Source organism: Pseudaestuariivita sp. (genome assembly GCF_052825805.1).
Genome location: NZ_JBRBVB010000010.1, coordinates 206,200 through 230,688 on the forward strand (window position 1 = coordinate 206,200; position 24,489 = coordinate 230,688).

Below are 24,489 nucleotides of genomic sequence, written 5' to 3' on the forward strand. Positions count from 1 at the left end.
ATCAAATGACGTACAAAGCATGGATTACGACCGCCGTTTTGGCTCTGAGCGCTGGCGGGGCCTACGCGGACTCGCTGTCGGGCTCGTATCTCGCCGCGCAGCAGGCGATGGCGCGCGCCGATTTTCAGGCCGCCGCCAATTATTTCGACGCGGCGCTGGCGCGGGACGCCACCAACGCGCGGATGCTCGAACAGGCGGCGCTCGCCGATCTGTCCCTTGGCCAGGTGACTGAGGCTGCAGAGATTGCACGCGCGCTCGAGGCTGCCGGGCTCAAGAGCCAAGTGGCGGATCTGGCGATCACCGCGGACCTTGCGGCAACCGGCGCGTACGGCGCGCTTGGCACGCGGGTCGACGGCAACGCCGGGCTTGGCCCGCTCACCGCCGATCTGATCCTGGCCTGGTCGCACCTTGGCGAGGGGGATGCGGAAAGCGCGATCATGGTGCTCGACCGGCTGGCCGAGCAGGCGGGGCTGGAAGGGTTCGCGAACTACCACAAGGCGCTTTTGCTGGCCTCGCTCGGCAACAACGCGGCCGCGCACGAGGTGTTCGAAGCCAACGATGCCAATGTCTCGATGCGCACGCGGCGCGGGATCATGGCGCGGGCCGAGGTGCTCAGCCAGCTTGGCCGGAACGAGGACGCGCTGACGCTGCTCGACGTTGCCTTCGGGATGCCGCTCGATCCGGGCCTTGCCGCGATGCGGGTGCAGCTCGAGGCGGGTGAGACGCTGCCCTTTACCACGATCCGCACGCCGCGGGACGGTGTGGCCGAGGTCTTCTTTTCCATCGCGATGGTGCTGCAGGACGAGGCGGAGGACCAGTACACGCTGCTCTACGCCAACATCGCCGAGCATATCCGTCCCGAGCTGGTGGAAAGCACGCTGATGATCGCCAACCTGCTCGAGCAGCTCGAGCGGTTCGATCTCGCCATTGCCGCCTATGACCGGGTGCCGCGCAGCAGCTTTGCGTTCCACATCGCGGAGCTTGGCCGCGCGGAGGCGCTTTATGATGCGGAACGCGCGGATGCGGCGGTCGAAACGCTCAAACAGCTTGCCGAAACACACGGACATCTGAGCAACGTGCACGCGACGCTCGGCGACATCCTGCGCCGCGAAAAGGAGTTCGAGGCAGCCATCGCGCCGTACGACCGTGCGATTGCGATCAATGCCGAGAACGACGAGCCGAACTGGTTCGTCTATTACACCCGCGGGATCGTGCATGAGCGCACCGATGGCTGGCCGCAGGCGGAGGCTGACTTCCGCCGCGCGCTCGAGATCAATCCCGACCAGCCGCAGGTGCTGAACTACCTCGGGTATTCGCTGGTCGAAAAGCGGATCAAGCTCGACGAGGCGCTCGGCATGATCGAGACCGCCGTCGAGAAACGCCCGAACTCCGGCTACATCGTCGATTCCCTCGGGTGGGTGCTCTATCGCCTCGGGCGGTTTGAAGAGGCCGTGCACCATATGGAGCGCGCGGTGGAGCTCGAGGCCGTCGACCCGGTCGTGAACGACCATTTGGGCGATGTCTACTGGGCGGTTGGGCGCGAGCTCGAGGCGCAATTCCAGTGGCGCCGTGCGCTGAGCTTTATCACCGATGACACGAACCTCGAAGAGGTGCAGCCGGACCGCATCCGCCGCAAGCTCGAGGTCGGTCTCGACGTCGTGCTCGAGGAGGAAGGCGCCGCGCCGCTGCAACTGGCCGATGACAGCGGCTGACACGTTGGTCGCGGAGGTTTCCGCACTCGCCCGTGCAAAGATCAACCTGACGTTGCACGTAATCGGCCAGCGGGCGGACGGGTACCACCTGCTGGACTCCCTGGTCGTCTTTGCCGAGATCGGTGACAAGGTCACCGTGCGCCCCTTCTCGGATTGGGGGCTGACCGTGACCGGTCCCAACGCGGAGGATGTTCCGGGCGGGGAGGAGAATCTCGTCTTGCGCGCGGCGCGCCACGCCTCGAAGGTTCCTGTCCACGTGACCCTCGACAAACGCCTGCCAGCTGCCGCCGGCGTGGGCGGTGGGTCGGCAGATGCGGCCGCGGTGATTGCCCTTTGCGGCGGGTCTGCGGCCGGGGCGGAGGCGCTGGGCGCAGACGTTCCGGTGTGCCTGGCCGGTCCGGGCCCTGTGCGGATGCGCGGGGTCGGGGAGCACGTCACGCCGCTGGACCCGCTGCCGGCACTTTGGGCGGTACTCGTCAATCCGCGTGTGCCTGTCGCGACGCCGAACGTCTTCCGCGCGTTGCAGGTAAAAGAGCATCCTCCGATGCCAGAGAGCATTCCGCGTTTTCCAACAGCCGGGACGTTCATCGCCTGGCTCAAACGCCAGCGCAATGACCTGACCGCGCCCGCGAAGACCGTCGCGCCGGTGATCGACGATGTCCTGCAAGCGCTTGCGCCTGCGCCTTTTTCCGCGATGTCGGGGTCGGGGGCGACGTGCTTTGGCCTGTGCATGACTGAACGCGCGGCGACGCAGCTGGCCGCGGATATTCAGGCGCAACATCCCGGTTGGTGGGTCGCTTCCGCGCCCCTGGCCAAGCGCGTCAGTTGAGGCGCGCGACCACGTAATCGGCGAGGTCCTGAAGCTCGGACGTGAGCGCGTGTTCCGGCGCCACCTCGAGCGCCATGCGCGCCTTGGCCGACCAGTCGAGCGCCGCCTGCCGCGTCTCCGCCAGCGCCCCGTGCCGTGTCAACAGCGCGTGCGCATGTTCCAGATCACCGTCCTCGACCTTGCCCTTGCCGATGGTGCGCGCCCAGAAATCGCGGTCCGCGGCGCCGCCCTTGGCAATCGCCTTGATGATCGGCAGCGTCAGCTTGCCCTCGCGGAAATCGTCGCCGACATTCTTGCCGATTGCGCCCGCATCGCCCTGCCAGTCGAGCAGGTCATCGGCCATCTGGAACGCAATCCCCAACGCGTCGCCGTAGTCGAAAAGGCCGCGCACCACGTCCTCCTCCGCGCCCGCGATGACGCCGCCGACTTCGGTCGCGGCGGAGAAGAGCGCCGCCGTCTTGCCGCGCACGACCTTGAGGTAGGTCTCCTCGCTGGTCGAGATGTTGCGTGCAACCGTCAGTTGCAGCACTTCGCCTTCGGCAATGGTTGCGGCAGCGTTCGACAGGATGTCGAGCACGCGCAGGTTGCCGGTCGACACCATCAGCTGGAACGCGCGGGCAAAGAGGTAGTCGCCCACCAGCACCGACGATTGGTTGTCCCAAAGCAAATTTGCCGTCGGGCGCCCGCGCCGCTGGTCGCTCTCGTCGACCACATCATCGTGCAGGAGCGTCGCGGTGTGGATGAACTCCACCGTCGCGGCGAGCGAGACGTGATGCGCGCCCTCGTACCCGCAGAGCCGCGCCGCCGCGAGCGTCATCAAGGGGCGGATGCGTTTGCCGCCGGCCTCGACCAGATGCGCGGTGACCTCGGGGATGCGCGGCGCGTGCTCGGACGCCATGCGGGTGCGGATCACATCGTTCACCGCCGCCATGTCGTCTGCGAGCATCTTGGCCAGGGCTTCATGCGGTTTTGCGCTCATCTGGCGTTTCTTTCCTTTCCCGGTGGGGTCGACCGCCCCGCGATCACCTCGTAAGACTGGCGCATGGAAGAGCTGCTCCGCACCAATGACATCACTGCCATTGCGCTGGCGCGCGCTCTTTTGGCCGATGCAGACATAGAGTGCTTCGAGTTGGACGTAAATATGAGCGTGCTCGAAGGCTCCATTGGCATTTTGCCGCGCCGTCTCATGGTGTTGCAAGATGATCTGCCGCGCGCGCGCCGGCTGATGCAGGACGGCGGCGTGCCGCTGGACGGCTAGGCGCGGGGCCTGTCGATGAGCGTGACGTGCGACGCGTTCCTGGGCGGGCGGCTGCATCTTTGGCAACCGATGAAGGGGTATCGCGCCGGTGTGGACCCGGTGCTGCTCGCCGCCTCGGTCGAGGCGCGGGCGGGGCAGACGGTGCTGGACCTTGGATGCGGTGTTGGGGCGATTGCCCTGTGCCTTCATACGCGCGTGCCGGGGCTGGCGCTGGCGGGCGTCGAGCGGCAGGAGAGCTATGCCACCCTCGCGCGCCGCAATGCCGAAGAGGCCGGGGCAGAGATGCAGGTCTGGCCCGGGTGTCTGGCGGCGCTGCCGGAAGAGCTCAAGGCGCAGCGGTTCGATCACGTGGTGATGAACCCGCCGTATTACCGGCCGGAGGATGTGACCCAGGCGCGTGACGCGGGGAAGGCCGCGGCCTTTGCCGAGGATCTGCCGCTCGAGACGTGGTGCAAGGCCGCGCACAAACGGCTGAAACCCGGGGGCTGGCTCTGGATGGTGCTGCGCGCCGAGCGCCTGCAGGATGCCTTCGTCGCGCTGGGCGCGGGCTGGGGGCGTATCACGGTTCGACCCGTGGCGCCGCGACTGCATCGTCCGGCCAAGCTGGTGCTGATCCGCGCGCGCCACGGTGGCCGGGCGGACCCGGTGCTGCTCGCGCCGCTGGTCCTGCACGCCGGCGACAGTCACGCCGATGGAGGTGCCTATACCGCGCAGGTCGAGGCGCTTTTGCGCGACGGCACCGCACTTGGCTGGAATGACCAAATTCCCGGCATTGCCCGATAATTGGCATTTTAGCGATAACGCTGCGCGGGATGCTGCGCGTGCGGCGTGACAGAACGCACACCCTGTGGTTTTATGTTGAGTACATCATCAAAATTGGAGGTATCGCATGAGCTTGAGTTCCCATCTGGAAGAACTGAAGAAAAAACATACTGCCCTCTCCGACGCCGTCGAGGTTGCGCAACGCGCCCCCGGGTCGAGCGATTTTGAGATTGCTGAGCTCAAAAAGCAGAAACTCCGCCTGAAAGAAGAGATCACCCGCCTCAGCGCAGGCTGACGCGGATCGCCACAGGTCTCTTCAAGAGTGTGCCGGCGCAGGACCCGATCGGGTGTTGCGCCGTTTTTTGTGGGATGTGCGTTTTGCTTAGTCCTAGGGGCGCGTGCTTTCGCAAGCGACGTTAAATCTGTGGCATTTGCAACAGAAGTTCACGCGCCGACCCGAGGGGTGGCGCAATCGCGCCGCCCACTTTGCCGAAGGCAAACCTCCGGTTTGACGCGGGCGGGTCATGCCGGAGGCATGCCTTTGGCATGACGCGGCCTGATCGTGCCGGTCAGGCGGGCGCTTTGATTTAGTCCGATGTGTATCTAGCTAGAGACTGGCCGAACTAACCACCAAGCGCCGTGATCGGCACCAGATCGTGATTGCCCTGCAGGGCGTGCACGATCTTGTTCTCCTCCATCACCCAGGCGTGAAACGCCTCGATGGCGCGGCGCTCTTCGTGGCCGGGCAGGCACAGAAAACGGAAATGCGCTTCGGTCGTGATGGCCGTGCGGAACGGCGCGACGAGCCGTCCTGCGCGCAGGTCAAAGGCAGCAAGCGTGCCGCGCGCCAGCACCACGCCGGCGCCCGAGACGGCGGCGTCGATCGCGTGGTCGGCTTGGCTGAAGTGAACACCGCTGACCTCCGGCGCATTCACGCCAGCAGCGCGAAACCAGGCCGCCCAGTCCGCGCGCGGCCTCAGGAAGGTGATGCTGTCGTCGATGATCAGCGGTGCGTCCCTGAGCGCCTCGGGCGTCTCGTAGCGCTGTGCCAGCTCGGGGATCATCATTGGCGTCAGCCACTCCACTCCAAGTGAGCGCGAGAAAAGCCCGGCGTCATCCCCGCGCCCGAACCGGATCGCCACGTCGATTCCGTCCCGCGCAAGGTCCATCAGCTTGAGCCCGGCGGCAAAGCGCAGCTCGGTCTCCGGGTGCGCCTGGGCAAATCCGTACATGCGCGGCGCCAGCCACTTGGCGACAAAGGCCGGGCCAGAGGTCACGTAAAGCACGCTGTTGTCGGTCACACGCTGCGTGGCCCGCCACGCTTGCAACAGATCGGCAAAGGCCGGGGTGGTCCCGCGCGCAAGCGTTTCGCCCGCGTCGGTCAGCTCGACCGCGCGGTTGAGGCGTCGAAAGACCGGGGCGCCAAGATGCTCTTCGAGCGACTTGATCTGGAACGACAGCGCCGCCGGCGTCACGTTGAGCTCGGCCGCAGCCTTGGCAAAGGACATGTGACGCGCGGCGGCATCGAACGCGCGCAAAGCGGTCAGCGGAGGGAGGCGGTCGGACATCTCACTTAAGTACAGCTTAAGTGAAGCCGTGAAAAGTCTCGTTTGTCGGTTGCGTGGCAGGCGTCTATCTCTGGGTCAGACAAGAAACACACCAGTCCCACACCGCATACGAAAGAACGCTCCCATGATCGAGACAACGCCTGACGCCCGCACCCGTGACGCCTACCGCGCAGCCCACGAGGCGCGCGGCGCCTTTATCGCCCGCCTCTTTGGCTGGGCGCGCTGAATTTCCGCTGGCCCCGCGCGCGAGGGGCCTTACGGAATGCAAAAGGCCGGTCCACCTGGACCGGCCTTTTCTTGTTCTGGCTGGCGCGCTTAGACGAAGAACTGCGCACCGTTGGCCGAGATCGTCGAGCCGTTGATGAAGCCCGCGTCGTCCGAGGCGAGGAAGGACACGCAACGCGCAATCTCTTCAGGCTCGCCCAGACGTCCTGCGGGGATTTGGCCGATGATCGCTTCGCGGACTTTTTCCGGAACGGCCATGACCATCTCGGTCGCGATGTAGCCGGGGCAGATCGCGTTGGCGGTGATGTTCGCACGCGCGCCTTCCTGCGCGAGCGATTTCACGATGCCGAGGTCACCGGCCTTGGTTGCGGCGTAGTTCACCTGTGCAAACTGGCCTTTCTGACCATTGATCGACGAGATCACGATGATGCGACCGAACTTGCGCTCGCGCATGCCGGGCCAGATCGGGTGCACGGTGTTGAAGACGCCGGTGAGGTTCGTGTCGATGACTTCGTGCCACTGCTCGGGCGTCATCTTGTGAAATGGTGCATCGCGGGTAATGCCGGCGTTGGCAACGACGACGTCGATCGGGCCGAGGTCCGCCTCGACCTGCGCGAGGCCGGCCTTGGACGCCTCGTAGTCCGCGACGTTCCATTTGTAGGTCTTGATGCCGGTCGCCTCGGTAAAGGCCGCGGCCTTTTCGTCGTTGCCGGCATAGGTCGCCGCGACCTCGTAGCCTTTGGATTTCAGCTCTTTCGAGATCGCTTCGCCGATGCCGCGCGATCCGCCAGTGACCAGTGCAACTCGTGCCATGGGGGGAACTCCTCGTGATTCTGCTTGGGAATTTAATTGCCGTCTGGCGTCCAGATTTGCAACTTTATTTCGGCGCGGATGTAGGGTGGGCAAAGCTGCCCACCCTACGGATGCCTCACGGGCGTTCGAGGCACATGGCCACGCCCATGCCGCCGCCGATGCAGAGCGTCGCGAGGCCCTTCTTGGCGCCCGAGCGTTTCATCTCGAAGAGCAGCGTGTTGAGGATGCGCGCGCCCGAGGCGCCGATCGGGTGGCCGATGGCGATGGCGCCGCCGTTCACGTTCACGATGGACGGGTCCCAGCCCATGTCCTTGTTCACGGCGCAGGCTTGTGCGGCGAAGGCTTCGTTGGCTTCCACGAGGTCGAGATCGCCCACGGACCAGCCGGCCTTTTCGAGTGCCTTGCGGGAGGCGTGGATCGGGCCGACGCCCATGATCGAGGGATCGAGCCCGGCCGTGGCGTAAGAGGCGATGCGCGCCAGCGGTTCGATGCCGCGCTTTTCGGCTTCCTCTGCGCTCATCACCAGGGCCGCTGCGGCGCCGTCGTTGATGCCCGAGGCGTTGGCCGCCGTGACCGAACCGTCCTTGGTAAAGGCGGGGCGGAGCTTTTGCATGGCCTCGATGGTGGCGCCGTGGCGGATGTATTCATCCTTGTCGACGACGATGTCGCCCTTGCGCGTTTTGACGGTGAAGGGGACGATCTCGTCCTGGAACTTGCCGGCGTTCTGCGCCGCTTCGGCCTTGTTTTGCGAGGCGACGGCGAATTCGTCCTGCGCCTCGCGCGTGATCTGCCACTGGTCGGCGACGTTTTCGGCGGTCTGGCCCATGTGGTAGCCGTTGAAGGCGTCCCAGAGTCCGTCGCGGATCATCGTGTCGATGTATTTCAGGTCGCCCATCTTGGTGCCCGAGCGCAGGTGCGCGGCGTGGGTCGAGAGCGACATGCTTTCCTGTCCGCCGGCAGCCACGATCGAGGCGTCGCCCAGCTGGATGTGCTGCGCGGCCAGCGCGACGGCACGCAGGCCCGAGCCGCAGACCTGGTTGATGCCCCAGGCGGCGCTTTCCTTGGGAAGGCCGGCATTGATGTGCGCTTGCCGGGCAGGGTTCTGGCCCTGCGCCGCGGTCAGCACCTGGCCAAGGATCGTCTCGGAGACTTCGGACTTGTCGATGCCGGCGCGCTCCACGACGGCCTCGAGGACGGTCGCGCCCAGGTCGTGGGCGGGGGTGGTGGCAAGCGAGCCATTGAAGCTGCCGACGGCGGTGCGTGCGGCAGAGGCGATGACGACATTGGTCATGGAGGTCTCCTCGGGTGGTGCGACTGGACCGCACCCACATCCCGAGAGGGACGCAGGGCGGCCCGGGTTCGCGCACCGCCTACCGGATCACGCCGCCCGCCACAAGCCAGCCCTGCCGTAAGGGCAGAGAAGCAGCGTTGCAGCGCACGCATACCGGGCATTTCCAGAAGGGTTTGGCCGCGCTAAACGACCAATTGCCAAGAGCCGATCGCTGACGCCGGGTCAGCCCTCGGCCATCTCCTCGCTCACCTGCCAGGGCGGACGGATGGTCGCGGCGCCAAAGTAGTAGCCTTGAAGGCAGTCGAGGCCGATGTCCTCGAGCACCTTGACGTCCGCGCGGTCCTCGACCTTGGAGGCGACGGTGAACATGTCGAAATGCTCGCCAAAGCTCTGCAGCGCGCGGGTCAGCACCTCGTTGTCGGGGTTCTGCGAGATCCCCTGGATCAGGTCGCCGTCGAATTTGAGGATGTCGAACTGGAAGTCGCGGAAGTACTTGAACGAGGTGAACCCTTTGCCAAAATCGTCGAGCGCAAAGGCCACGTCGCGCGCCTGGTATTCGCGCATGAACTCGACGACCAGCTCGGGCACGGTCATCGCCGAATCCTCGGAAATCTCGAGAATGAGGCGGCTGCCGAGCTCGGGGTCCTGCGCCAATGACCTGTCGAGGATGTCGGTCCAGCCGCGGTACCCGATCGAGCGCGCGGACATGTTGACCGAGAGGCGCAGGCCGTCATTCTCCCGCAGGATGCCAAGCGCGTTTTCCAGCGCGAGGCAGTCGAGGACGCGGCCGGATTCGTGGCTCTCGATCTGCGGCAGGAACTGCCCGGCCGAGATGATGCGCCCGCCCGCATCCTCCACCCGGATCAGCGCCTCGTAAAAGGCCACCCGGGTCTGGCGCTGCGTCTGGACCACCGGCTGAAAGGCCAGGTGTACGCGCTTGTTGCGGATCGCGTCCTTGACTAGTGTGAGTGTGTCGCCGTCGCGTTTGGCCACGGCAAAGGCCAGCGGATTGACGTCGGACATTTCGATGAATCGTGCCTGCACCATTTGTGCTCTCCATGCGAATTTGCAGGCAAATAACCGTGTCTAGTCTAATAATTGGTAAACCGGCGCGGTCATTTTCGGGTAACTTCCGTCAACAGAGTGTTTTGCAGATCGTGTGGAACCTTTGGCGCAGGTAGCGATGTGCCGCGCGGGGTGTGTTGACTCAGCGAGCAGCGCCTGTATACGGCGCGACATTGGTGTTGGTGGCCCCCGCAAGGGGATGCCTGTCGGGCGCTTGGGGTGATCCATGTGCCAAAGGACAACGCCCTTCATATTTGAGAAGGAGACCAGACGGTGACCAAACGCACCTCTGCCAAGTACAAGATCGACCGCCGCATGGGCGAGAACATCTGGGGTCGTCCCAAATCCCCGGTCAACCGCCGCGAGTACGGCCCCGGCCAGCACGGACAGCGCCGCAAGGGCAAGATGTCCGACTTTGGCCTGCAGCTGCGCGCCAAGCAAAAGCTCAAGGGCTACTACGGTGACCTGACCGAGAAGCAGTTCAAGCGCATCTACGCGGACGCAGCCCGGGTCAAGGGTGACACCGGCGAGAACCTGATCGGCCTGCTGGAGCGCCGTCTCGACGCGGTTGTCTACCGCGCCAAGTTCGTGCCGACCGTCTTCGCCGCGCGCCAGTTCGTGAACCACAAGCACGTGACGGTGAACGGCCAGATCGTGAACATCCCCTCCTATCGCGTGAAAGAGGGCGACGTGATCGAGGTACGCGACAAGTCCAAGCAGATGGCTCTGGTGCTCGAGGCCGCTGGCCTGCCCGAGCGCGATGTGCCGGATTACCTGGACGTGGACCACTCCAAGATGACCGCGACGTTCGTGCGCACCCCGGGTCTGGGCGACGTGCCGTACCCGGTCATGATGGAGCCGAACCTCGTCATCGAATACTACGCGCAGAACTGATCCGGTTTCCTGCCGCGCGACTCTGGAAGGCCCGCCACTTGGCGGGCTTTTTGCTTTTGCAGGCTCCGGCGGTTTTGGGTGTGGGTGTTGCTCAGGTGGGCACATGCCTCTGCCCCGGATGTCGATGGTGTTCGGCAGTGCCCACCTTACGAGGCGGGCGTTGCGTGAGGACGCGTGCCGAACTGGTCTAATCTTTGAGTTGGAGAGGGAAAGCCAGCTCAAGCCGAAGTCTTGACTCTGGCCGGGTTGGATTGGCTCCTGCCGTCCCAATCAAATGGCCATGTAAATGATGCCTGACAAACAGTTGTGCACGCGCCGCCCCGCGGGGTGGCGCAATCGCGCCGCCCGTTTTGCCGAAGGCAAACCTTCGGTTTGAAGGGGGCGGGACGGCGCGGCCTGACGGTGCCCGTCAGGCGGGCGCTTTGAACTGGGCGCTGTTTTCCAGACCAGCAGTGGCCCTCTCCGAGCCTACAAGACGATCCATCGCCACCCACGGTAGGGTGGGCAACGCCCACCGCCCACCAAAGACTACATGCCCATCCGGTAGAGCACCTTGGACACGCCGCGATAGACGATCGGCGGCAGGGCCTGTTCCAGCCCCTTGCGGATGTAGGGCGTGCGCGCGGCGACGTCGGTCGTGCCGGGGCGTGGTTTGAAGAGGGTGGAGTGCGCGATGCGCCCCTCGTCCCAGGTCGCGGTGTAGTAATAAAGCGCGATCGACAGGCGCGGCTCATCCTCGGGGTGGTTCACCGGCTCGGGGTTGCCGTGCCAGCTGTCGGACGTCGTCGAAAAGCAGCACATCCGGTTCATCACCGGCGTGAAGCCTGCGACCTTGTTCTTCATCCCGCTGTTCCAGACTTCGAAGGCGCCGCCGTATTCGTCCTTCCAGTCAGGGTTGAGGTAGATCAACACGTTGAGGCGCCGCTCGAGGTTCATCCGTTGGTGGTAGTTGAAGTCGGCGTGGATGCCGAGATAGCCGCCTGTCTCGGTCCGGTGGATGCCGGCGCCAAAGTAGTAGGGGTCGGGGATCAGCCCGGTGATCCCGGTCATCTCCTCGAGAAAGCGGATGAACGCGAGGCTGTTGAAGGCGTGAAAGACGCTGCGGGAATAATCGGGCAGCGTATCGGGGTTGTACGAAGATTTCAGGTGCTCCTGCAGGCTCGAGTGCTCGGCCTCCTTCTGGCGGAGCATCAGCGCCTCCTCGCGCACCTTTTCGGTGATCTCCAGCGGCAGGAAGTTGTCGACGCCGATGTAGTGGAACGGCTTTCCGGACTGGTACTCTTCGGCCAACGCGGCACCCGCCGCCTCGGCAGCCTTGCGGTCCAGCGTCAGGTTTTGCGCGTCAAGCGGAAGAACACTCATCTTGGGCCTCGTGAATCACAACATTTTGGGCGGGAGCGGACCACACCACTGCGGCGAAAGTGTGACCACACGGTAGGTCGCATGCAAGGCGGCGCGCGTGGCAAGCGCAACGCCTGCGTGCTTTGGTCACAACGCTTGCAGCCTCTACCGGCCGGAACAGGGCGCTTTTGCGCGCTGGTCTTGCACGCGGCGGCAAGTTACACCCCCGGCACGACGACGAGAGGGCATCTAGATGGGCCAGATCACACCACAACCGGGCATCCTCGACATCGCGCCGTATGTCGGCGGCAAGGGGGGCGAGAAGGGCGGCAACACCGTCAAGCTCAGCTCGAACGAGAACCCGCTGGGCCCGCCACAAAGCGCGGTCGACGCGCTGGCGCAGGCGGCGCGCGACATGCACCGATATCCCTCGACCGACCACGCAGGCCTGCGTGCGGCGATCGGAGAGGTGCATGGCCTCGATCCTGCCCGGCTCATTTGCGGGGTGGGCTCAGACGAGATCATCACTTTCCTCTGTCAGGCTTATGCCGGGCCGGGGGATGAGGTGCTCTACCCCGAGCATGGGTTTTTGATGTACAAGATCAGCGCCTTGGCCGCAGGGGCGACGCCGGTGGTGGCGCCGGAGCGGGAGCGGGTCGTGGACGTCGATGCGCTGCTGGCGGCCTGCACGGAGCGCACGCGGCTGGTGTTCCTCGCCAACCCGGCCAACCCGACCGGCACGATGATCTCGCAAAGCGCGCTGGCGCGGCTGGCGGACGGCATACCTCCGCAGGCGCTCTTGGTGATCGACGGGGCCTACGCCGAATACGTGGACGGCTACGACGGCGGCGCAGGGCTGGTGACGGAGCGCAGCAACGTCTTTATGACGCGCACCTTTTCGAAGCTGTATGGTCTGGGTGGTCTGAGGGTCGGATGGGGGTACGGCACGGCGGAGGTGATCGACGTGCTGAACCGCATCCGGGGACCTTTCAACCTGTCTGCGCCTGCTCTGGCGTCGGCTGAGGCGGCGATCCGCGACCGGGACTACGCGGTCGCCTGCCAGCGCGAGAATGCGCGGCTGCGGAGCTGGTTGGCCGAGGCGCTGGCAGAGCACGGCGTGCCGTCGGACACGTCCTGCGCGAATTTCATCCTCGCGCGGTTTGCCTCGCCAGAAGAGGCGCAAGCCTGTGACGCCTTTTTGCAGACGCAAGGCCTGATCGTGCGGCAGGTGGGCGGCTACGGCCTGCCGGCGGCATTGCGGATCACGGTCGGGGACGAAGACGCCTGCCGCCGCGTGGCCGAAGCCGTGGGCGCGTTCAAGGCGGGCCATACCAAGGCGTACGTGTCGTGAGCGCGCTTTACGGGCGAGTGGCGCTGATCGGGCTGGGGCTGATCGCCTCGTCGATGTTCTGGGGCATCCGGCGGGGCACGCTCGCGGGCGAGGTTGCGGGCTACGCTCGGTCGGCAGAGACGCGCGCCACCGCACGCCAGATCGGGCTCTGTGACGAAGTGTGCGACACGATCGCGGAGACCGTGAAGGACGCCGATCTTGTGGTGCTGTGCGTGCCCGTCGGCGCGATGGAGGCGGTCGCCAAGGAGATGGCGCCGCACCTCAAACCCGGGGCGGTGATCTCGGACGTCGGCTCGGTCAAGCGGGACGTGATCGACAGCGTCGGGCCTTACGTGCCGGAAGGTGTGCACTTCATCCCAGCGCATCCTGTCGCGGGGACCGAGCATTCGGGGCCGACCTCGGGCTTTGCCGAACTCTTCGACAACCGCTGGTGTCTGGTGACACCGGCGCCCGGCGTGCCGGAGGCGGAGATCGCGCGGCTCGAGGCGTTCTGGCGCGGACTTGGCTCGAACGTGGATCGGATGGAGCCGGACCACCATGACCTTGTGCTGGCCGTCACCAGCCACGCGCCACACCTCATCGCCTACACGATGGTAGGCGTCGCGGACGATTTGCGCCGGGTGACGGACAGCGAGGTGATCAACTACTCGGCGGCAGGCTTTCGCGACTTTACGCGGATTGCAGCATCCGATCCGACCATGTGGCGCGACGTGTTCCTGACCAACAAGGAGGCGACGCTCGAGGTGCTTGGGCGCTTCACCGAGGAGCTCTTTGCGCTGCAACGTGCCATTCGGACGGGTGACGGTGAGCACCTTCACGCCTATTTCACCCGCACGCGCGCGATCCGCCGTGGCATCATCGAGGCCGGGCAGGATACAAGTGAGCCAAACTTTGGACGGGGCTCAGGCGGAGGCAAGGGTGAGGTATGAGGCTGATCTGGGCGCTTGTGGTGACATGTCTGGCCGGGGTGGGCAGTGCCGCTCCGGAAACGTCTCCGCGCCCGATGCCGCGTCCCGAGGGCGATGCAAGTCCCGCCATGGAAGCTCTGCTGCGTACGGCACTGCCCACCTTACGGCCTCTGGCCCGACCGGCCGCTGCACTTGCAGGCCCGGTTGCGTCACGCGTCGTGCCGGCGGTGGAGGTCATCTCCCCGATAGATGCCGTGCGCCCCACGTCGCGCCCGCGCTGGGCGCAAGTCTCGGCGGTGGCGCCCGTCTCGGTTGCGCCGACGTCGGATGATCTGGCTGCCAATCTGCCAAACCCCGAACCGGCGGTGCTGGTGATGGGGGAAACGGTGTCGCTGCGTCCCGCGCTCCGTCCCGAAGGCATGGTGCAGCGGATCATGTCCAAGCGGCAGAAGGAGCAACAGGCGCTGAAACGCGGCTCGGTCTGCGGGGACCTGTCGCTGCAGGGCGAAGTCGTCGGCACGGTGCCTGGCCGTTTGCGCGGCTGCGGCATCCAGAGCGCGATCAAGCTCAAGGCGGTCGATGGCGTGCGCCTGTCGACGCTGTCGGTCATGGACTGCCCGACGGCCAAGGCGATCAAGAACTGGATCAACACGGGCGCACGTCCGGCCATCGGCTCGTACGGTGGCGGGCTCCAGCGTATTCGCGTGGCGGCGCACTATGCCTGCCGGACGCGCAACAACCTGCCGGGCGGCAAGATCAGCGAGCACGGCAAGGGCCGCGCCATCGACATCGCGGCGCTCTACACCCGCGACGGGACAGAGATCAGCGTGCTCAAGGATTGGGGTAAGGGCCGGGAGGGCCGGATGCTGCGCGAGATGCACCGCGCGGCGTGCGGACCCTTCGGCACGGTGCTGGGCCCCGAAGCGGACCGGTTCCACCGCGATCACTTCCACTTCGACACGGCGCGCTATCGCAGCGGCTCTTACTGCCGATGATCACCCATACCGCGCACGAAGCGGTACTGGATCTCTCCCGGCAGATCGGGATTTCGCTGTCTCACGTGCGCGTCGAGGAGCGTCTGGGCGGGCTTGCGCTGCGAGCGTCCTACAGCCGGCTCGTGCCGCCCAAACCCTGGCCCGAGGCGCCGGAGGGATTTTCCGGGTGGGACCTTGGCCGGCAGGCGGAGTTCGCGGCGGGCCGGGTGCTGGCGTCGGCGGCGCTCGCCGTGCTGGGACTGCCTGCGAGGCTGCCACGCGCCGCGTCGCGTGCACCCGAGTGGCCACTGGGCGCATCGGGCGCGATCAGCCACACCCATTCCGAGGTGGGCGCGCTGGTGGTGCCGGGCCTCTGGCGCGTCGGGCTCGACATCCAGGACATCGCGCAGGGCGAGAGCCTCTCTGCCCTGCGGAGCGAGGCGCTGAGCATCGCGGACCGCCAGGTGCTTGCGCCGGTCTCCACTGAGGCGGCGGTGGCCGACACGCTGGGGTTCTGCGCCAAGGAGACGCTTTTCAAGGCGCTCCACCCCGAAGTGCAGCGCGTCTTTGGCTTTGATGCGGCGCGCGTGGTCGAGGTGGAGGGGGATGGCCTGACGCTCGAGCTGACGCGCAGTCTGACGGACGAGCTGGACGCCGGCACGCGGTTCGATCTGACCTGGAGCCTCGACGCCGGTGCGGTCGAGACCTGGATGATCGACAGCCGCGTGGTGTGACGCGCTGCCTCTTTCCGGCTGAGACGCGCTGGGATACACCCGAGGCCAACTGGAGGTGCCCCGATGAAAGACGATACGCCACACGCCATGACGCCCGAAAGTGCGCGCGCCAAGCCTGCGCCACTCAACTGGGAGGACCCGTTCGGCCTCGACGCGCAGCTGACCGAGGAAGAGCGGATGATCCGCGACGCCGCCCGCGCCTATTGCGACGACAAGCTGATGCCGCGGGTGCTGATGGCGAACCGCCACGAGACCTTTGATCGCGAAATCATGCGGGAGATGGGGGCGCTGGGTCTGCTGGGCTCGACCCTCCCCGAAGCCTATGGCGGGGTGGGAGCGAACTACGTCTCCTATGGGCTCGCTGCGCGCGAAGTGGAGCGGGTCGATTCGGGCTACCGCTCGGCCATGTCGGTGCAATCCAGTCTCGTGATGCACCCGATCTTTGCCTACGGGACCGAAGAGCAGCGCCAGAAATTCCTGCCTCAGCTCGCGTCGGGCGAAATGGTCGGCTGTTTTGGTCTGACCGAGCCCGACCACGGGTCGGACCCCGCGGGCATGCTCACCCGCGCCAGGAAAGTGGACGGTGGGTACCGGATTTCGGGGGCGAAGAATTGGATCACCAACTCTCCGATCGCGGATGTGGCGGTCATCTGGGCCAAGTCCGACGCGCATGACGGGAAGATCAAGGGCTTTATCGTCGAGCGCGGGATGGACGGGTTCGAGACACCGAAGATCGAGGGCAAGTTCTCCCTGAGGGCCTCGGTCACAGGCATGATCCAGCTCGATGATGTGTTTGTGCCCGAGGAGAACCTTCTGCCGAATGCTTCGGGTCTGGCAGGGCCATTCGGCTGCCTCAACCGGGCGCGTTACGGGATCAGCTGGGGCGCGATGGGCGCGGCGGAGTTCTGCTGGCACGCGGCGCGGCAATACACGCTCGACCGGCAGCAATTCGGCAAGCCCCTGGCGCAGACGCAGCTGGTGCAGAAAAAGCTTGCCGACATGCAGACGGAGATTGCGTTGGGGCTGCAAGGCTCTCTGCGGCTGGGGCGGATGATGGACGATCACACGGCGCCGGTGGAGCTGATCAGCCTGATGAAGCGCAACAATTGCGGGAAGGCCATCGCCATCGCGCGCGAGGCGCGGGACATGCACGGCGGCAACGGGGTGAGCGATGAATACGGGGTCATCCGGCACGTGATGAACCTCGAAGCGGTGAACACCTACGAGGGCACGCATGATGTACACGCGCTGATCCTTGGACGCGCGCAGACTGGTCTGCAGGCGTTTTTCTAGAGCGCTGAGTTGGATACAGGCTACCTTTAGCATCAGACACACCGGCTTAAATGGAAACCCCCGCCTGACGGGCACCGTCAGGCCGCGTCATGCCGTAGGCATGCCTCCGGCATGACCCGCCCCCATGGGGCGGCGCGATGCGCCACCCCGCGGGACGGCGAGTGCACAGCGGTTACGATTGCATCAGGTTTAAGGTCCCTCTGCAAAGAGGGTCTGTTGCAGCCGTTCGGCGCCGCTCAAAAGCACGCGTGCGCAGTCGTCCACGTGGTCCTCGTTGAGGCGCTGCTTGGGGCCGTGCGTGGCGAGGGCGGCGACAAAGCGGCCGTCGGGATCGGTGATCGGCACGGCGATGGCGAACATGTCGTCCATGAACTCCTGATCGTCGATCGCGTAGCCGCGCCGGGCGATCTCGACCAGCTCTCCGAGCAGGTCGTCGGAGTTGACGAGCGTGTTGCGGGTGCGCCGGTCGAGCGTCAGCCCCATCACGAAGGCACGGCGGCGGGCGGGGCGCAGGCTCGACATGAACGTCTTGCCGCTCGCGGTGCAGTGGAACGGCACGTGTGAGCCGCGCGGCAGTTGGATGCGGAACGGCCAGTTTGTATCCACACGGTCGAGGTAGTTCATCCCCGACGCCTCGGGCACGACAAAGTTCACCGCCTCGCCGGTCTGCTCCGCGATGTCCTCGAGGATCTGGTGGCGGGTGATCGCGCTTTGCGAGGCGTGCATCAGCCCGGTGGCCATCATGCGCGCGCGGCGGGCAGGGCGAAACTTGTTGCGGTCGCCGTCGCGGTGCAGGAAGCCTTCCCGCTCCAAAGTCGCCACCAGCCGGTGGATCGTCTGCTTTGGCAGACCGAGCGAGGCGTTGATCTCGGTCGGGGAGAGGGGCTGGTCGCTGCGCCCCACGATCTCGAGGATCAGCAGGGTGCGCAGGTTGGTCGGTATACGCGCGTCGACATCCATCGAAATAAATCTCTTGCCGGATCGTGTCTCCTAGCCATACAGTGGAATCGCGCAAAAACAAGACAAAAAGTCTCATTTTTTGATCTTGTGGAGGGACAAGCGCGCGGGCGGGAGCCCATGGGAGGGAATGTGGAATTCGACTTCGTCGTTGTCGGCGCGGGGTCTGCCGGCTGTCCGGTGGCCAGACGCCTGAGTGATTCCGGTCGCTACTCGGTCTGCCTGATCGAGGCCGGACCGCGCGACCGCGATCCGTGGATCCACATTCCGGTCGGCTACTTTCGCACGATGGGAAACCCGCGCTCGGACTGGCGTTACATGACGCAGGCGGATCCGGGCATTGCGGGGCGTGCGATTTCGTGGCCGCGCGGGCGCGTGATGGGAGGCTCGTCGTCGATCAACGGCCTTCTTTACGTGCGGGGGCAGGCGCAGGATTACGATCACTGGCGCCAACTGGGGAACACCGGCTGGGCGTGGGACGACGTCATGCCGTATTTCAAGCGGGCCGAGAGCTGGGGCGGGGATACGCCAGACCCGGACGCCGTGCGCGGCAAGGACGGGCCCTTGTCGGTGAACCCCACCCGCCTCTCGCGTGACATCGTCGACCACTGGGTCGATGCGGCCGTGAACGCCGGCTACAAACGCAACCCCGATTACAACGGGCTCGACCAGGAGGGGGTGGGCTACTTTCAGCTGACCCAGCGCAACGGGCAACGCTGCTCGTCGGCCAAGGCGTATATCACGCCCGTGCGGGGCAAGCGCGAGAACCTTGAGGTCCTGACCGATGCGCAGGCCGAGCGGTTGGTGATCGAGGACCGGCAGGTCAAGGGGATCGTCGTCAGCCGCAAGGGCGAGAGCATCACGGTACGCGCCCGCAAGGAGGTGATCCTGTCCTCGGGCGCCATCGGCTCCCCGCAGATCCTCATGCTCTCCGGCATCGGCGACGCCGAGGAGCTGCGCCGTCACGGGATCGAGTCGGTCGCCCATGTGCCGGGGGTGGGCAAGAACCTGCAGGATCACCTGCAGGCGCGTCCGGTCTACAAGACCACGCTGAGCACCATCAATGTCGAGACGAACTCGCTTTTCAAAAAGGCGTTGATCGCGCTCGAATACGCGGCCAAGCGAACGGGTCCGATGACCATGGCGGCCTCGCTCGGGACGGGCTTTCTCAAGACCGATCCGCGGCTCGAGACGCCGGACATCCAGTTCCACATCCAGCCGTTTTCGGCGGACAAACCTGCGGATGGACCGCACAAGTTCTCTGCCTTTACCGCGTCGGTGCTGCAGCTGCGCCCGGAAAGCGCCGGGCATATCGAGCTCAAATCGGATAACCCCTTCGAGCATCCGGACATTCATCCGAACTATCTGGCGACCGACCTCGATCAGCAGACCATCGTCAAGGGCATTCAGGTTGCGCGCAAGATTGCCGCGCACAGCCCGCTCAAGGACTACGTGACCGAAGAATACGCGCCGGGCCGCGAGGTAGCCTACGACGATTACGACGGCACGCTCGCCTGGGCGCGGAACACGGCCGTCACGATCTATCACCCGACCGGCACCTGCAAGATGGGACAGGACACCATGTCCGTGGTCGACGAACGCCTGCGCGTGCGCGGGATCAAGGGGCTGCGCGTCGCGGATGCCTCGATCATGCCGCAGATCGTCTCCGGCAACACCAACGCCCCCTGCATCATGATTGGAGAGAAAGTGTCTGACATGATTCTCGAGGATGCCGTCGCATGATGGACACGGCCCTCGATTTTGGAAAAATCATCATCGCCGACCTGATCCTGTCTGGCGACAACGCGCTGATCATCGGCATGGCGGCGGCAGGGCTTGCGCCCGAGCTGCGGGCCAAGGCGATCCTCTACGGGATGGTGATCGCCGCTGTTCTGCGCATCGTCTTTGCCGTGGTCGCGACCAAACTGCTGGGTATTCCCGGCCTTTTGTTTGTCGGCTCGCTGCTGCTCTTCTGGGTGTGCTGGCGGCTTTACCGCGAGATCCGCGAGGGTCAGCCCGAGGAGGCCGAAGAGGCGATGGAGACCGCCGAGGATCCCGAGGCCGGCTACACCGGCCCGCCGCGGCGGACCATGGCGTCTGCGCTCTGGTCGATCACGCTGGCCGATGTCTCGATGAGCCTCGACAACGTGCTTGCCGTGGCCGCGATCGCGGACGGGGACACGGTCATGCTGGTCTTCGGCCTCGGCCTTGCCATCGTGCTCATGGCATTTGCCGCCACCATCATCATGAAGGTTCTGGCCAAGTACCCCTGGATCAGCTGGCTCGGCCTGTTCGTGCTCGTCTACGTCGCAGGCGAGATGTTCTACCGCGGGTTCTTCGACATCAACCACGGCGTCGGACCGATGCTGGGGCTGGTCGAGGGCTTTGCCACCGGGAAGGGGCACTGACCGCATTTTGAGATTTCGGGGTCCCGCAGATTGGCGGGGCCTTGGGAGGACAACCGGATCGAGATCGCCTTCGCGGCCCGGATCAAACGTCAAAAGAAGGCACTAAAACGGGAGGAACATCATGTTCAATCTTTCTACCCTCGCAAAGGGCCTGACGGCAGCTGCCGTTGGCCTGACGGCGATGGCCACGGCGGCGCTTGCCGACGGTCACGCCAAAGTGCTCCGCATCCAGTCGGTCCTGCCGACGACGGCGGACGAAGTTGTGATGCTGCGCGCCTTCGGTGACGACGTGGCGGCCCTCACGGGCGGCTCGCTCACCATCGAAGTCCTGCCCGCCGGTGCCGTTGTCGGCCCGCGCGACATCATGGACGCCGTGGACGCAGGCCTTGTCGAAGGCGGCTTTGCCTGGACGCATTACTGGGGCGGCAAGCACGTCGCGGCCAACCTCTTTGGCGCGCCGGTTGCGGGCGCTGGCGTCGGCATGGACAACATCGCGTTCCTGTCATGGTTCCAGTTCGGCGGCGGCAAAGAGCTGTACGACCAGCTGTGGGACGAGATGGGCGTGAACGTCAAAGGCTTCATGCTGCAGCCGGTTGGCCCCGAGGCCCTGGGCTGGTTCCCCGAGCCGATCACCTCGATGGACGACTTCCGGCAGATGCGCTTCCGCGCGCCTCCGGGCATGGTTGGCGCGGCTTACGCTGACGTGGGTGTGCCCGCGGTCGCGATGGGCGGCGGTGACATCCTGCCGGCGCTGGAAAAAGGTACCATCGACGCAGCCGAGTGGTGCTGCCCGAAGCCTGACTCGGTCTTTGGCTTCCAGAAGGTGCTCAAGCACTATTACCTGCAGGGTCTGCACCAGGTCGTCGTGAACGCCGACATGTATGTCAACGGTGACTTCTACGATTCGCTGACCGACCTCGAGAAGAAAGCCCTCGAAGTCGCCTCGACCGCGTCGCTGTCGAAGTCCATGTCCTACCGTATCTACGAGAACGGCAAGGCGCTGAAGGACCTCGTCGACAACCACGGCGTGATCCTCGAGGACACCCCGGCGGACTACTTCACCGAGTACTCGGCAGCAGCGAACAACGCCCTGCAGGCCGCCGCTGACGAGAACGAGTTCTTTGCCCAGGTGTGGCAGTCCCAGAAGGACTTTGCCGCCATCGCCGTGCCGTTCTGGTCCGGTGCGCAAACCTCGAACGCGAACCTCGGCCGCGCATACGCGGACACGCTGAAGTAAGCGACCCTCGCGTAGGATGGGTGCTAGCACCCATCCTACCACCTCCCCCGAAACGCGACGTCTTTATTGGCGAGGTGCCGACCGCCACGGCACCTTCCGAATGAAGAGGGACACCCCATGGCCGCCGAAGAACCACGCCCAGAAGACCTGGAGATCGCCGACGAGCTGATCGCCGAGCGCCGTGCCGAAGCGCCGGGGGAGACGCCCGAGGACATGACGGCCTGGCAGCGCCCGATCACCGCGGCCATCGACGTGCTCAACTACCGTGCAGGCCAGTTCATCGCGCTGCTGATGGTGCCGCTGATCGCCATCGTGGTCTGGGAGGTGTTCTCGCGGAACTCCTTCATCATCCTGGCGAACGCCGGCTACGAGGAGTTTGCGCGGGGGCTTGGGCTTGGCCCGACGCTGACGGCCTATGACCTCAGCCGGATGATCGCAGGTGTCCTGTGGATGGCGGGCGCGGGGTACGGGTTGATGCGCGGGGTGCACATCCGTGCCGACTTCCTCTACCGCAACTGGTCGGATAAGACGCAGGCGACGGTGGATGCCGTTGCGTATCTGCTGTTCTTTATCCCGTCGATGATCTTCTTCACCTGGGTTGCCTCGCAATTCTGGTGGAAGTCCTTTGCCGGCGGCTACAGCTTTAGTGGGTTCGAATGGACGTCCTGGGCCTCCTGGATGGACCTGATGGCGCAGGGCGAGACCAACCAGGTCGACAGCGCCTGGGGGCCTTTGCTTTGGCCGGCCCGGATCGCCATGCCGATCGGCGGCGCGCTCTTGCTGCTGCAGGGTCTGCCGGAGATCTTTCGCGCCTTTCACAAGATGGGAAAGGCGCGCGAGCGTATCTTTGTCCGGCTGCTGCCGGTCTACCTGATCGGTCTGGTCTGGCTTGTCATGGCGGTCTTTACGCCCGATTACGTGATCGGCGGCGACTGGTTCACCGATCTGATGAAGGCCCGCCCGGACCTGTCCCGCCCCACCATCGGCCTGATCATGCTGGGCGCGATGCTGTTCGTGATCTTCATCGGGTTCCCGATCTCGTTCACGCTGATTTTCCTGGCCTTTGTGTTCGGCATCTGGGGGGACAACTTCCTCAAGACGGCGTTCATCTTTACCCTCCAGACCAACTCGGCGATGCTCAATGACCAGCTGATGGCGGTGCCGCTTTTCGTGCTCATGGGCATCGTGATGGAGAGCGCGGGCCTGATGGAGCGCCTTTTTGCCTCGATCCAGATGATCATGGCGCGGGTGCGCGGCTCGCTCTTTATCGCGGTGCTGATCGTGTCGACGATCTTTGCCGCAGCGACCGGCATCGTGGGCGCGTCGGTGACGCTGCTTGGGATCATGGCCGGGGCGACCATGTCGCGGTCCGGCTATGACGTGAAGCTCGCCGCCGGGACGATCACCGCGGGCGGCACGCTCGGCATCCTGATCCCGCCCTCGATCATGTTGATCGTGATGGGGCCGGTGCTCGAGGTCTCGACGCTCGACCTCTTCCGCGGCGCGTTCATCCCCGGCGCTCTGCTGGCCTCGCTCTACCTGCTCTACACGCTGGGGCGGTGCTGGCTGAACCCGTCGCTGGGTCCGATCCTGGGGCCGGAAGATCAGCCCGACACGTCGAAATACTACGGCGCCGAGGTTGCGCTGGTCTGTCTGGGTATCCTGACGATCTGCCGCGTCTTCGGCCTGGGCCTCGGCGGCAGCCTCGGGTTCATCCCCTTTGGCGGCCTCCTGGTGCTCGCGGCCACCGTGGCCGTGGCCTATGCCGCCTACCGCAACGTGCAAGTCCTGCGGATCGTGCTGCCGATTGCGGTGCTGTTCCACATCTACATGGTGTTCGCCAACTCGGGCGACGGCCTCTCGGTCTGGTCCATCGTTCTGGCGGTCTTCATGGTGTTCCTGGCGTTCCTTGCGCGTCCGATCTACGGCAAGGACGCGGATACCGAGTTCTACTTCTCCCAGCTCTGGGACGAGTTCTTTGCCGGGCTGATGCCTCCGACGATCCTGATCTCCTTTGCGCTGGGCTCGATCCTGCTGGGCTTTGCCACGCCGGCCGAGGCTGCGGCGATGGGTGCATTCGGTGCGATCCTCTTGTCGGTCGCTTACCGCAAGTTCACGCTGCCGGGCTTTTTCGACAGCCTGATCAAGGCGCTCGAGATCACGGTGCTGATCATGTTCCTAGTTGCGGCCTCGAACTTTTTCGGGGCGCAGTTCTCGTCGCTTGGCACGCCCAAGATGATGACGGAGATCCTGCTGGGCCTCGACATGGCGCCCTTCCTGATCCTGCTGCTCGTGATGGCGCTGATCTTCCTTCTGGGCTGGCCGCTGGAATGGGTGCCGATCGTGCTGATCGTGGTGCCGATCCTGCTGCCGACGGTGGCCGCGCTCGATATCTACGGGTTGGAGCGCTACGACCTGATGGTCTGGTTCGGCATCCTCGTGGCGGTGAACCTGCAGACGGCGTGGCTCTCGCCGCCGGTGGCGCTCTCGGCCTACTTCCTCAAGGGCGTCGTGCCTAATTGGGACCTCAAGGACATCTACCTCGGCATGATGCAGTTCATGTTGGTGCAGCTGACCGGGCTGATCTTGCTGCTCCTTTTCCCGCAGCTGGTGCTGTGGCTGCCGCGGGTGATGGGCGGCTAGCGCACCCCTCTGCGATCAAGCTTTGGAACGCCGCGACCCCCGGGCCGCGGCGTTTTTCTGTCCCGGTCTGAGTCGCTGGTTGCGATCCCGCCAACGGCGCTTTTCGGGTGCCTTGTTGCCCATGGCCGGCAAGTCGCAAAAGCATCTTATTGAGACTGCTTTCCGCGCCTTGATTTGCAAAACCCGAAGCCAAGTTTTGCCATTCGTGAAAAGGAAAGATGTGCGT

22 protein-coding genes are annotated in these 24,489 nt (G+C 65.1%); 15 read left to right on the forward strand and 7 right to left on the reverse strand.

Annotated features, from left to right (window positions below):
• Nucleotides 1–5 precede the first annotated feature (5 nt).
• Together ACU0B3_RS12590 and ACU0B3_RS12595 are read left to right on the forward strand one after the other, a co-directional pair.
• The gene (locus tag ACU0B3_RS12590; protein ID WP_446261207.1) at nt 6–1,712 is read left to right on the forward strand and encodes a tetratricopeptide repeat protein; all 1,707 of its coding nucleotides are present in this window, start codon (nt 6–8) and stop codon (nt 1,710–1,712) included.
• Nucleotides 1,699–2,541 (forward strand): 4-(cytidine 5'-diphospho)-2-C-methyl-D-erythritol kinase, encoded by an 843-nt coding sequence (locus tag ACU0B3_RS12595; protein WP_446261208.1) that lies wholly within the window; start codon nt 1,699–1,701, stop codon nt 2,539–2,541. Before ACU0B3_RS12590 ends, ACU0B3_RS12595 begins: the two co-directional genes overlap by 14 nt.
• Here the strand turns inward: ACU0B3_RS12595 and ACU0B3_RS12600 are convergent.
• Nucleotides 2,534–3,520, reverse strand: a complete 987-nt coding sequence (locus ACU0B3_RS12600; protein WP_446261209.1) for a polyprenyl synthetase family protein — start codon at nt 3,518–3,520, stop codon at nt 2,534–2,536. The two genes, ACU0B3_RS12595 and ACU0B3_RS12600, sit on opposite strands and share 8 nt — an antisense overlap.
• A 63-nt stretch (nt 3,521–3,583) precedes the next feature.
• Between ACU0B3_RS12600 and ACU0B3_RS12605 the strand changes: the two genes are divergently transcribed.
• The 3 genes from ACU0B3_RS12605 to ACU0B3_RS12615 all read left to right on the forward strand — a co-directional run bounded on the left by ACU0B3_RS12605 (nt 3,584) and on the right by ACU0B3_RS12615 (nt 4,856).
• Nucleotides 3,584–3,799 (forward strand): putative signal transducing protein, encoded by a 216-nt coding sequence (locus tag ACU0B3_RS12605; RefSeq protein WP_446261210.1) that lies wholly within the window; start codon nt 3,584–3,586, stop codon nt 3,797–3,799.
• Nucleotides 3,800–3,814: 15 nt separating this feature from the next.
• Nucleotides 3,815–4,582: a tRNA1(Val) (adenine(37)-N6)-methyltransferase gene (locus tag ACU0B3_RS12610; protein ID WP_446261211.1), complete on the forward strand. Its 768-nt coding sequence runs from the start codon at nt 3,815–3,817 to the stop codon at nt 4,580–4,582.
• A gap of 106 nt (nt 4,583–4,688) precedes the next feature.
• A complete protein-coding gene (locus tag ACU0B3_RS12615; RefSeq protein WP_446261212.1) occupies nt 4,689–4,856 on the forward strand; it encodes a YdcH family protein in 168 nt (55 codons plus the stop codon).
• Between the two features lie 328 nt (nt 4,857–5,184).
• Here the strand turns inward: ACU0B3_RS12615 and gcvA are convergent, their stop codons facing one another.
• From gcvA to ACU0B3_RS12635, 4 genes are all read right to left on the reverse strand, one after another.
• Entirely contained in the window at nt 5,185–6,129 is a 945-nt protein-coding gene (gene gcvA, locus ACU0B3_RS12620) for a transcriptional regulator GcvA (protein WP_446261213.1), read from the reverse strand.
• 315 nt (nt 6,130–6,444) lie between these two features.
• The gene (gene phbB / locus ACU0B3_RS12625; protein ID WP_446261214.1) at nt 6,445–7,167 is read right to left on the reverse strand and encodes an acetoacetyl-CoA reductase; all 723 of its coding nucleotides are present in this window, start codon (nt 7,165–7,167) and stop codon (nt 6,445–6,447) included.
• 115 nt (nt 7,168–7,282) lie between these two features.
• Nucleotides 7,283–8,458 (reverse strand): acetyl-CoA C-acetyltransferase, encoded by a 1,176-nt coding sequence (locus tag ACU0B3_RS12630; RefSeq protein ID WP_446261215.1) that lies wholly within the window; start codon nt 8,456–8,458, stop codon nt 7,283–7,285.
• Between the two features lie 222 nt (nt 8,459–8,680).
• Nucleotides 8,681–9,505, reverse strand: coding sequence for an EAL domain-containing protein (locus tag ACU0B3_RS12635; RefSeq protein ID WP_446261216.1), 825 nt, complete (start codon nt 9,503–9,505; stop codon nt 8,681–8,683).
• A 291-nt stretch (nt 9,506–9,796) separates the two neighbouring features.
• Here ACU0B3_RS12635 and rpsD point away from each other — a divergent pair, with 291 nt between their 5' ends.
• Nucleotides 9,797–10,417 (forward strand): 30S ribosomal protein S4, encoded by a 621-nt coding sequence (gene rpsD, locus ACU0B3_RS12640; protein ID WP_446261217.1) that lies wholly within the window; start codon nt 9,797–9,799, stop codon nt 10,415–10,417.
• A gap of 528 nt (nt 10,418–10,945) precedes the next feature.
• On the opposite strand, the gene ACU0B3_RS12645 is transcribed toward rpsD, so the two are convergent.
• The gene (locus ACU0B3_RS12645; protein WP_446261218.1) at nt 10,946–11,779 is read right to left on the reverse strand and encodes a 2OG-Fe(II) oxygenase; all 834 of its coding nucleotides are present in this window, start codon (nt 11,777–11,779) and stop codon (nt 10,946–10,948) included.
• Between the two features lie 232 nt (nt 11,780–12,011).
• Here ACU0B3_RS12645 and hisC point away from each other — a divergent pair, with 232 nt between their 5' ends.
• The 5 genes from hisC to ACU0B3_RS12670 all read left to right on the forward strand — a co-directional run bounded on the left by hisC (nt 12,012) and on the right by ACU0B3_RS12670 (nt 17,018).
• Complete coding sequence (hisC, locus tag ACU0B3_RS12650; protein WP_446261219.1) at nt 12,012–13,109, forward strand: histidinol-phosphate transaminase; 1,098 nt, start codon at nt 12,012–12,014, stop codon at nt 13,107–13,109.
• The gene (locus ACU0B3_RS12655) at nt 13,106–14,038 is read left to right on the forward strand and encodes a prephenate/arogenate dehydrogenase family protein (RefSeq protein ID WP_446261220.1); all 933 of its coding nucleotides are present in this window, start codon (nt 13,106–13,108) and stop codon (nt 14,036–14,038) included. Before hisC ends, ACU0B3_RS12655 begins: the two co-directional genes overlap by 4 nt.
• A complete protein-coding gene (locus ACU0B3_RS12660) occupies nt 14,035–15,012 on the forward strand; it encodes an extensin family protein (protein WP_446261221.1) in 978 nt (325 codons plus the stop codon). Before ACU0B3_RS12655 ends, ACU0B3_RS12660 begins: the two co-directional genes overlap by 4 nt.
• On the forward strand, nt 15,009–15,725 hold the full coding sequence (locus tag ACU0B3_RS12665; protein ID WP_446261222.1) for a 4'-phosphopantetheinyl transferase family protein: 717 nt from the start codon (nt 15,009–15,011) through the stop codon (nt 15,723–15,725). Before ACU0B3_RS12660 ends, ACU0B3_RS12665 begins: the two co-directional genes overlap by 4 nt.
• 63 nt (nt 15,726–15,788) lie before the next feature.
• Nucleotides 15,789–17,018, forward strand: a complete 1,230-nt coding sequence (locus ACU0B3_RS12670; RefSeq protein ID WP_446261223.1) for an acyl-CoA dehydrogenase — start codon at nt 15,789–15,791, stop codon at nt 17,016–17,018.
• Between the two features lie 189 nt (nt 17,019–17,207).
• Here the strand turns inward: ACU0B3_RS12670 and ACU0B3_RS12675 are convergent, their stop codons facing one another.
• Nucleotides 17,208–17,978 carry an IclR family transcriptional regulator gene (locus ACU0B3_RS12675; RefSeq protein WP_446261224.1) on the reverse strand — a complete coding sequence of 257 codons (771 nt, stop codon included), beginning with the start codon at nt 17,976–17,978 and terminating at the stop codon, nt 17,208–17,210.
• Nucleotides 17,979–18,095: 117 nt separating this feature from the next.
• Between ACU0B3_RS12675 and ACU0B3_RS12680 the strand changes: the two genes are divergently transcribed.
• The 4 genes from ACU0B3_RS12680 to ACU0B3_RS12695 all read left to right on the forward strand — a co-directional run bounded on the left by ACU0B3_RS12680 (nt 18,096) and on the right by ACU0B3_RS12695 (nt 24,263).
• Entirely contained in the window at nt 18,096–19,718 is a 1,623-nt protein-coding gene (locus tag ACU0B3_RS12680; protein WP_446261225.1) for a GMC family oxidoreductase, read from the forward strand.
• Entirely contained in the window at nt 19,715–20,383 is a 669-nt protein-coding gene (locus ACU0B3_RS12685; protein WP_446261226.1) for a TerC family protein, read from the forward strand. Before ACU0B3_RS12680 ends, ACU0B3_RS12685 begins: the two co-directional genes overlap by 4 nt.
• A 121-nt stretch (nt 20,384–20,504) precedes the next feature.
• Nucleotides 20,505–21,620 carry a TRAP transporter substrate-binding protein gene (locus ACU0B3_RS12690; RefSeq protein ID WP_446261227.1) on the forward strand — a complete coding sequence of 372 codons (1,116 nt, stop codon included), beginning with the start codon at nt 20,505–20,507 and terminating at the stop codon, nt 21,618–21,620.
• 117 nt (nt 21,621–21,737) lie between these two features.
• Complete coding sequence (locus ACU0B3_RS12695) at nt 21,738–24,263, forward strand: TRAP transporter large permease subunit (protein WP_446261228.1); 2,526 nt, start codon at nt 21,738–21,740, stop codon at nt 24,261–24,263.
• The last annotated feature ends 226 nt before the right edge of the window (nt 24,264–24,489 follow it).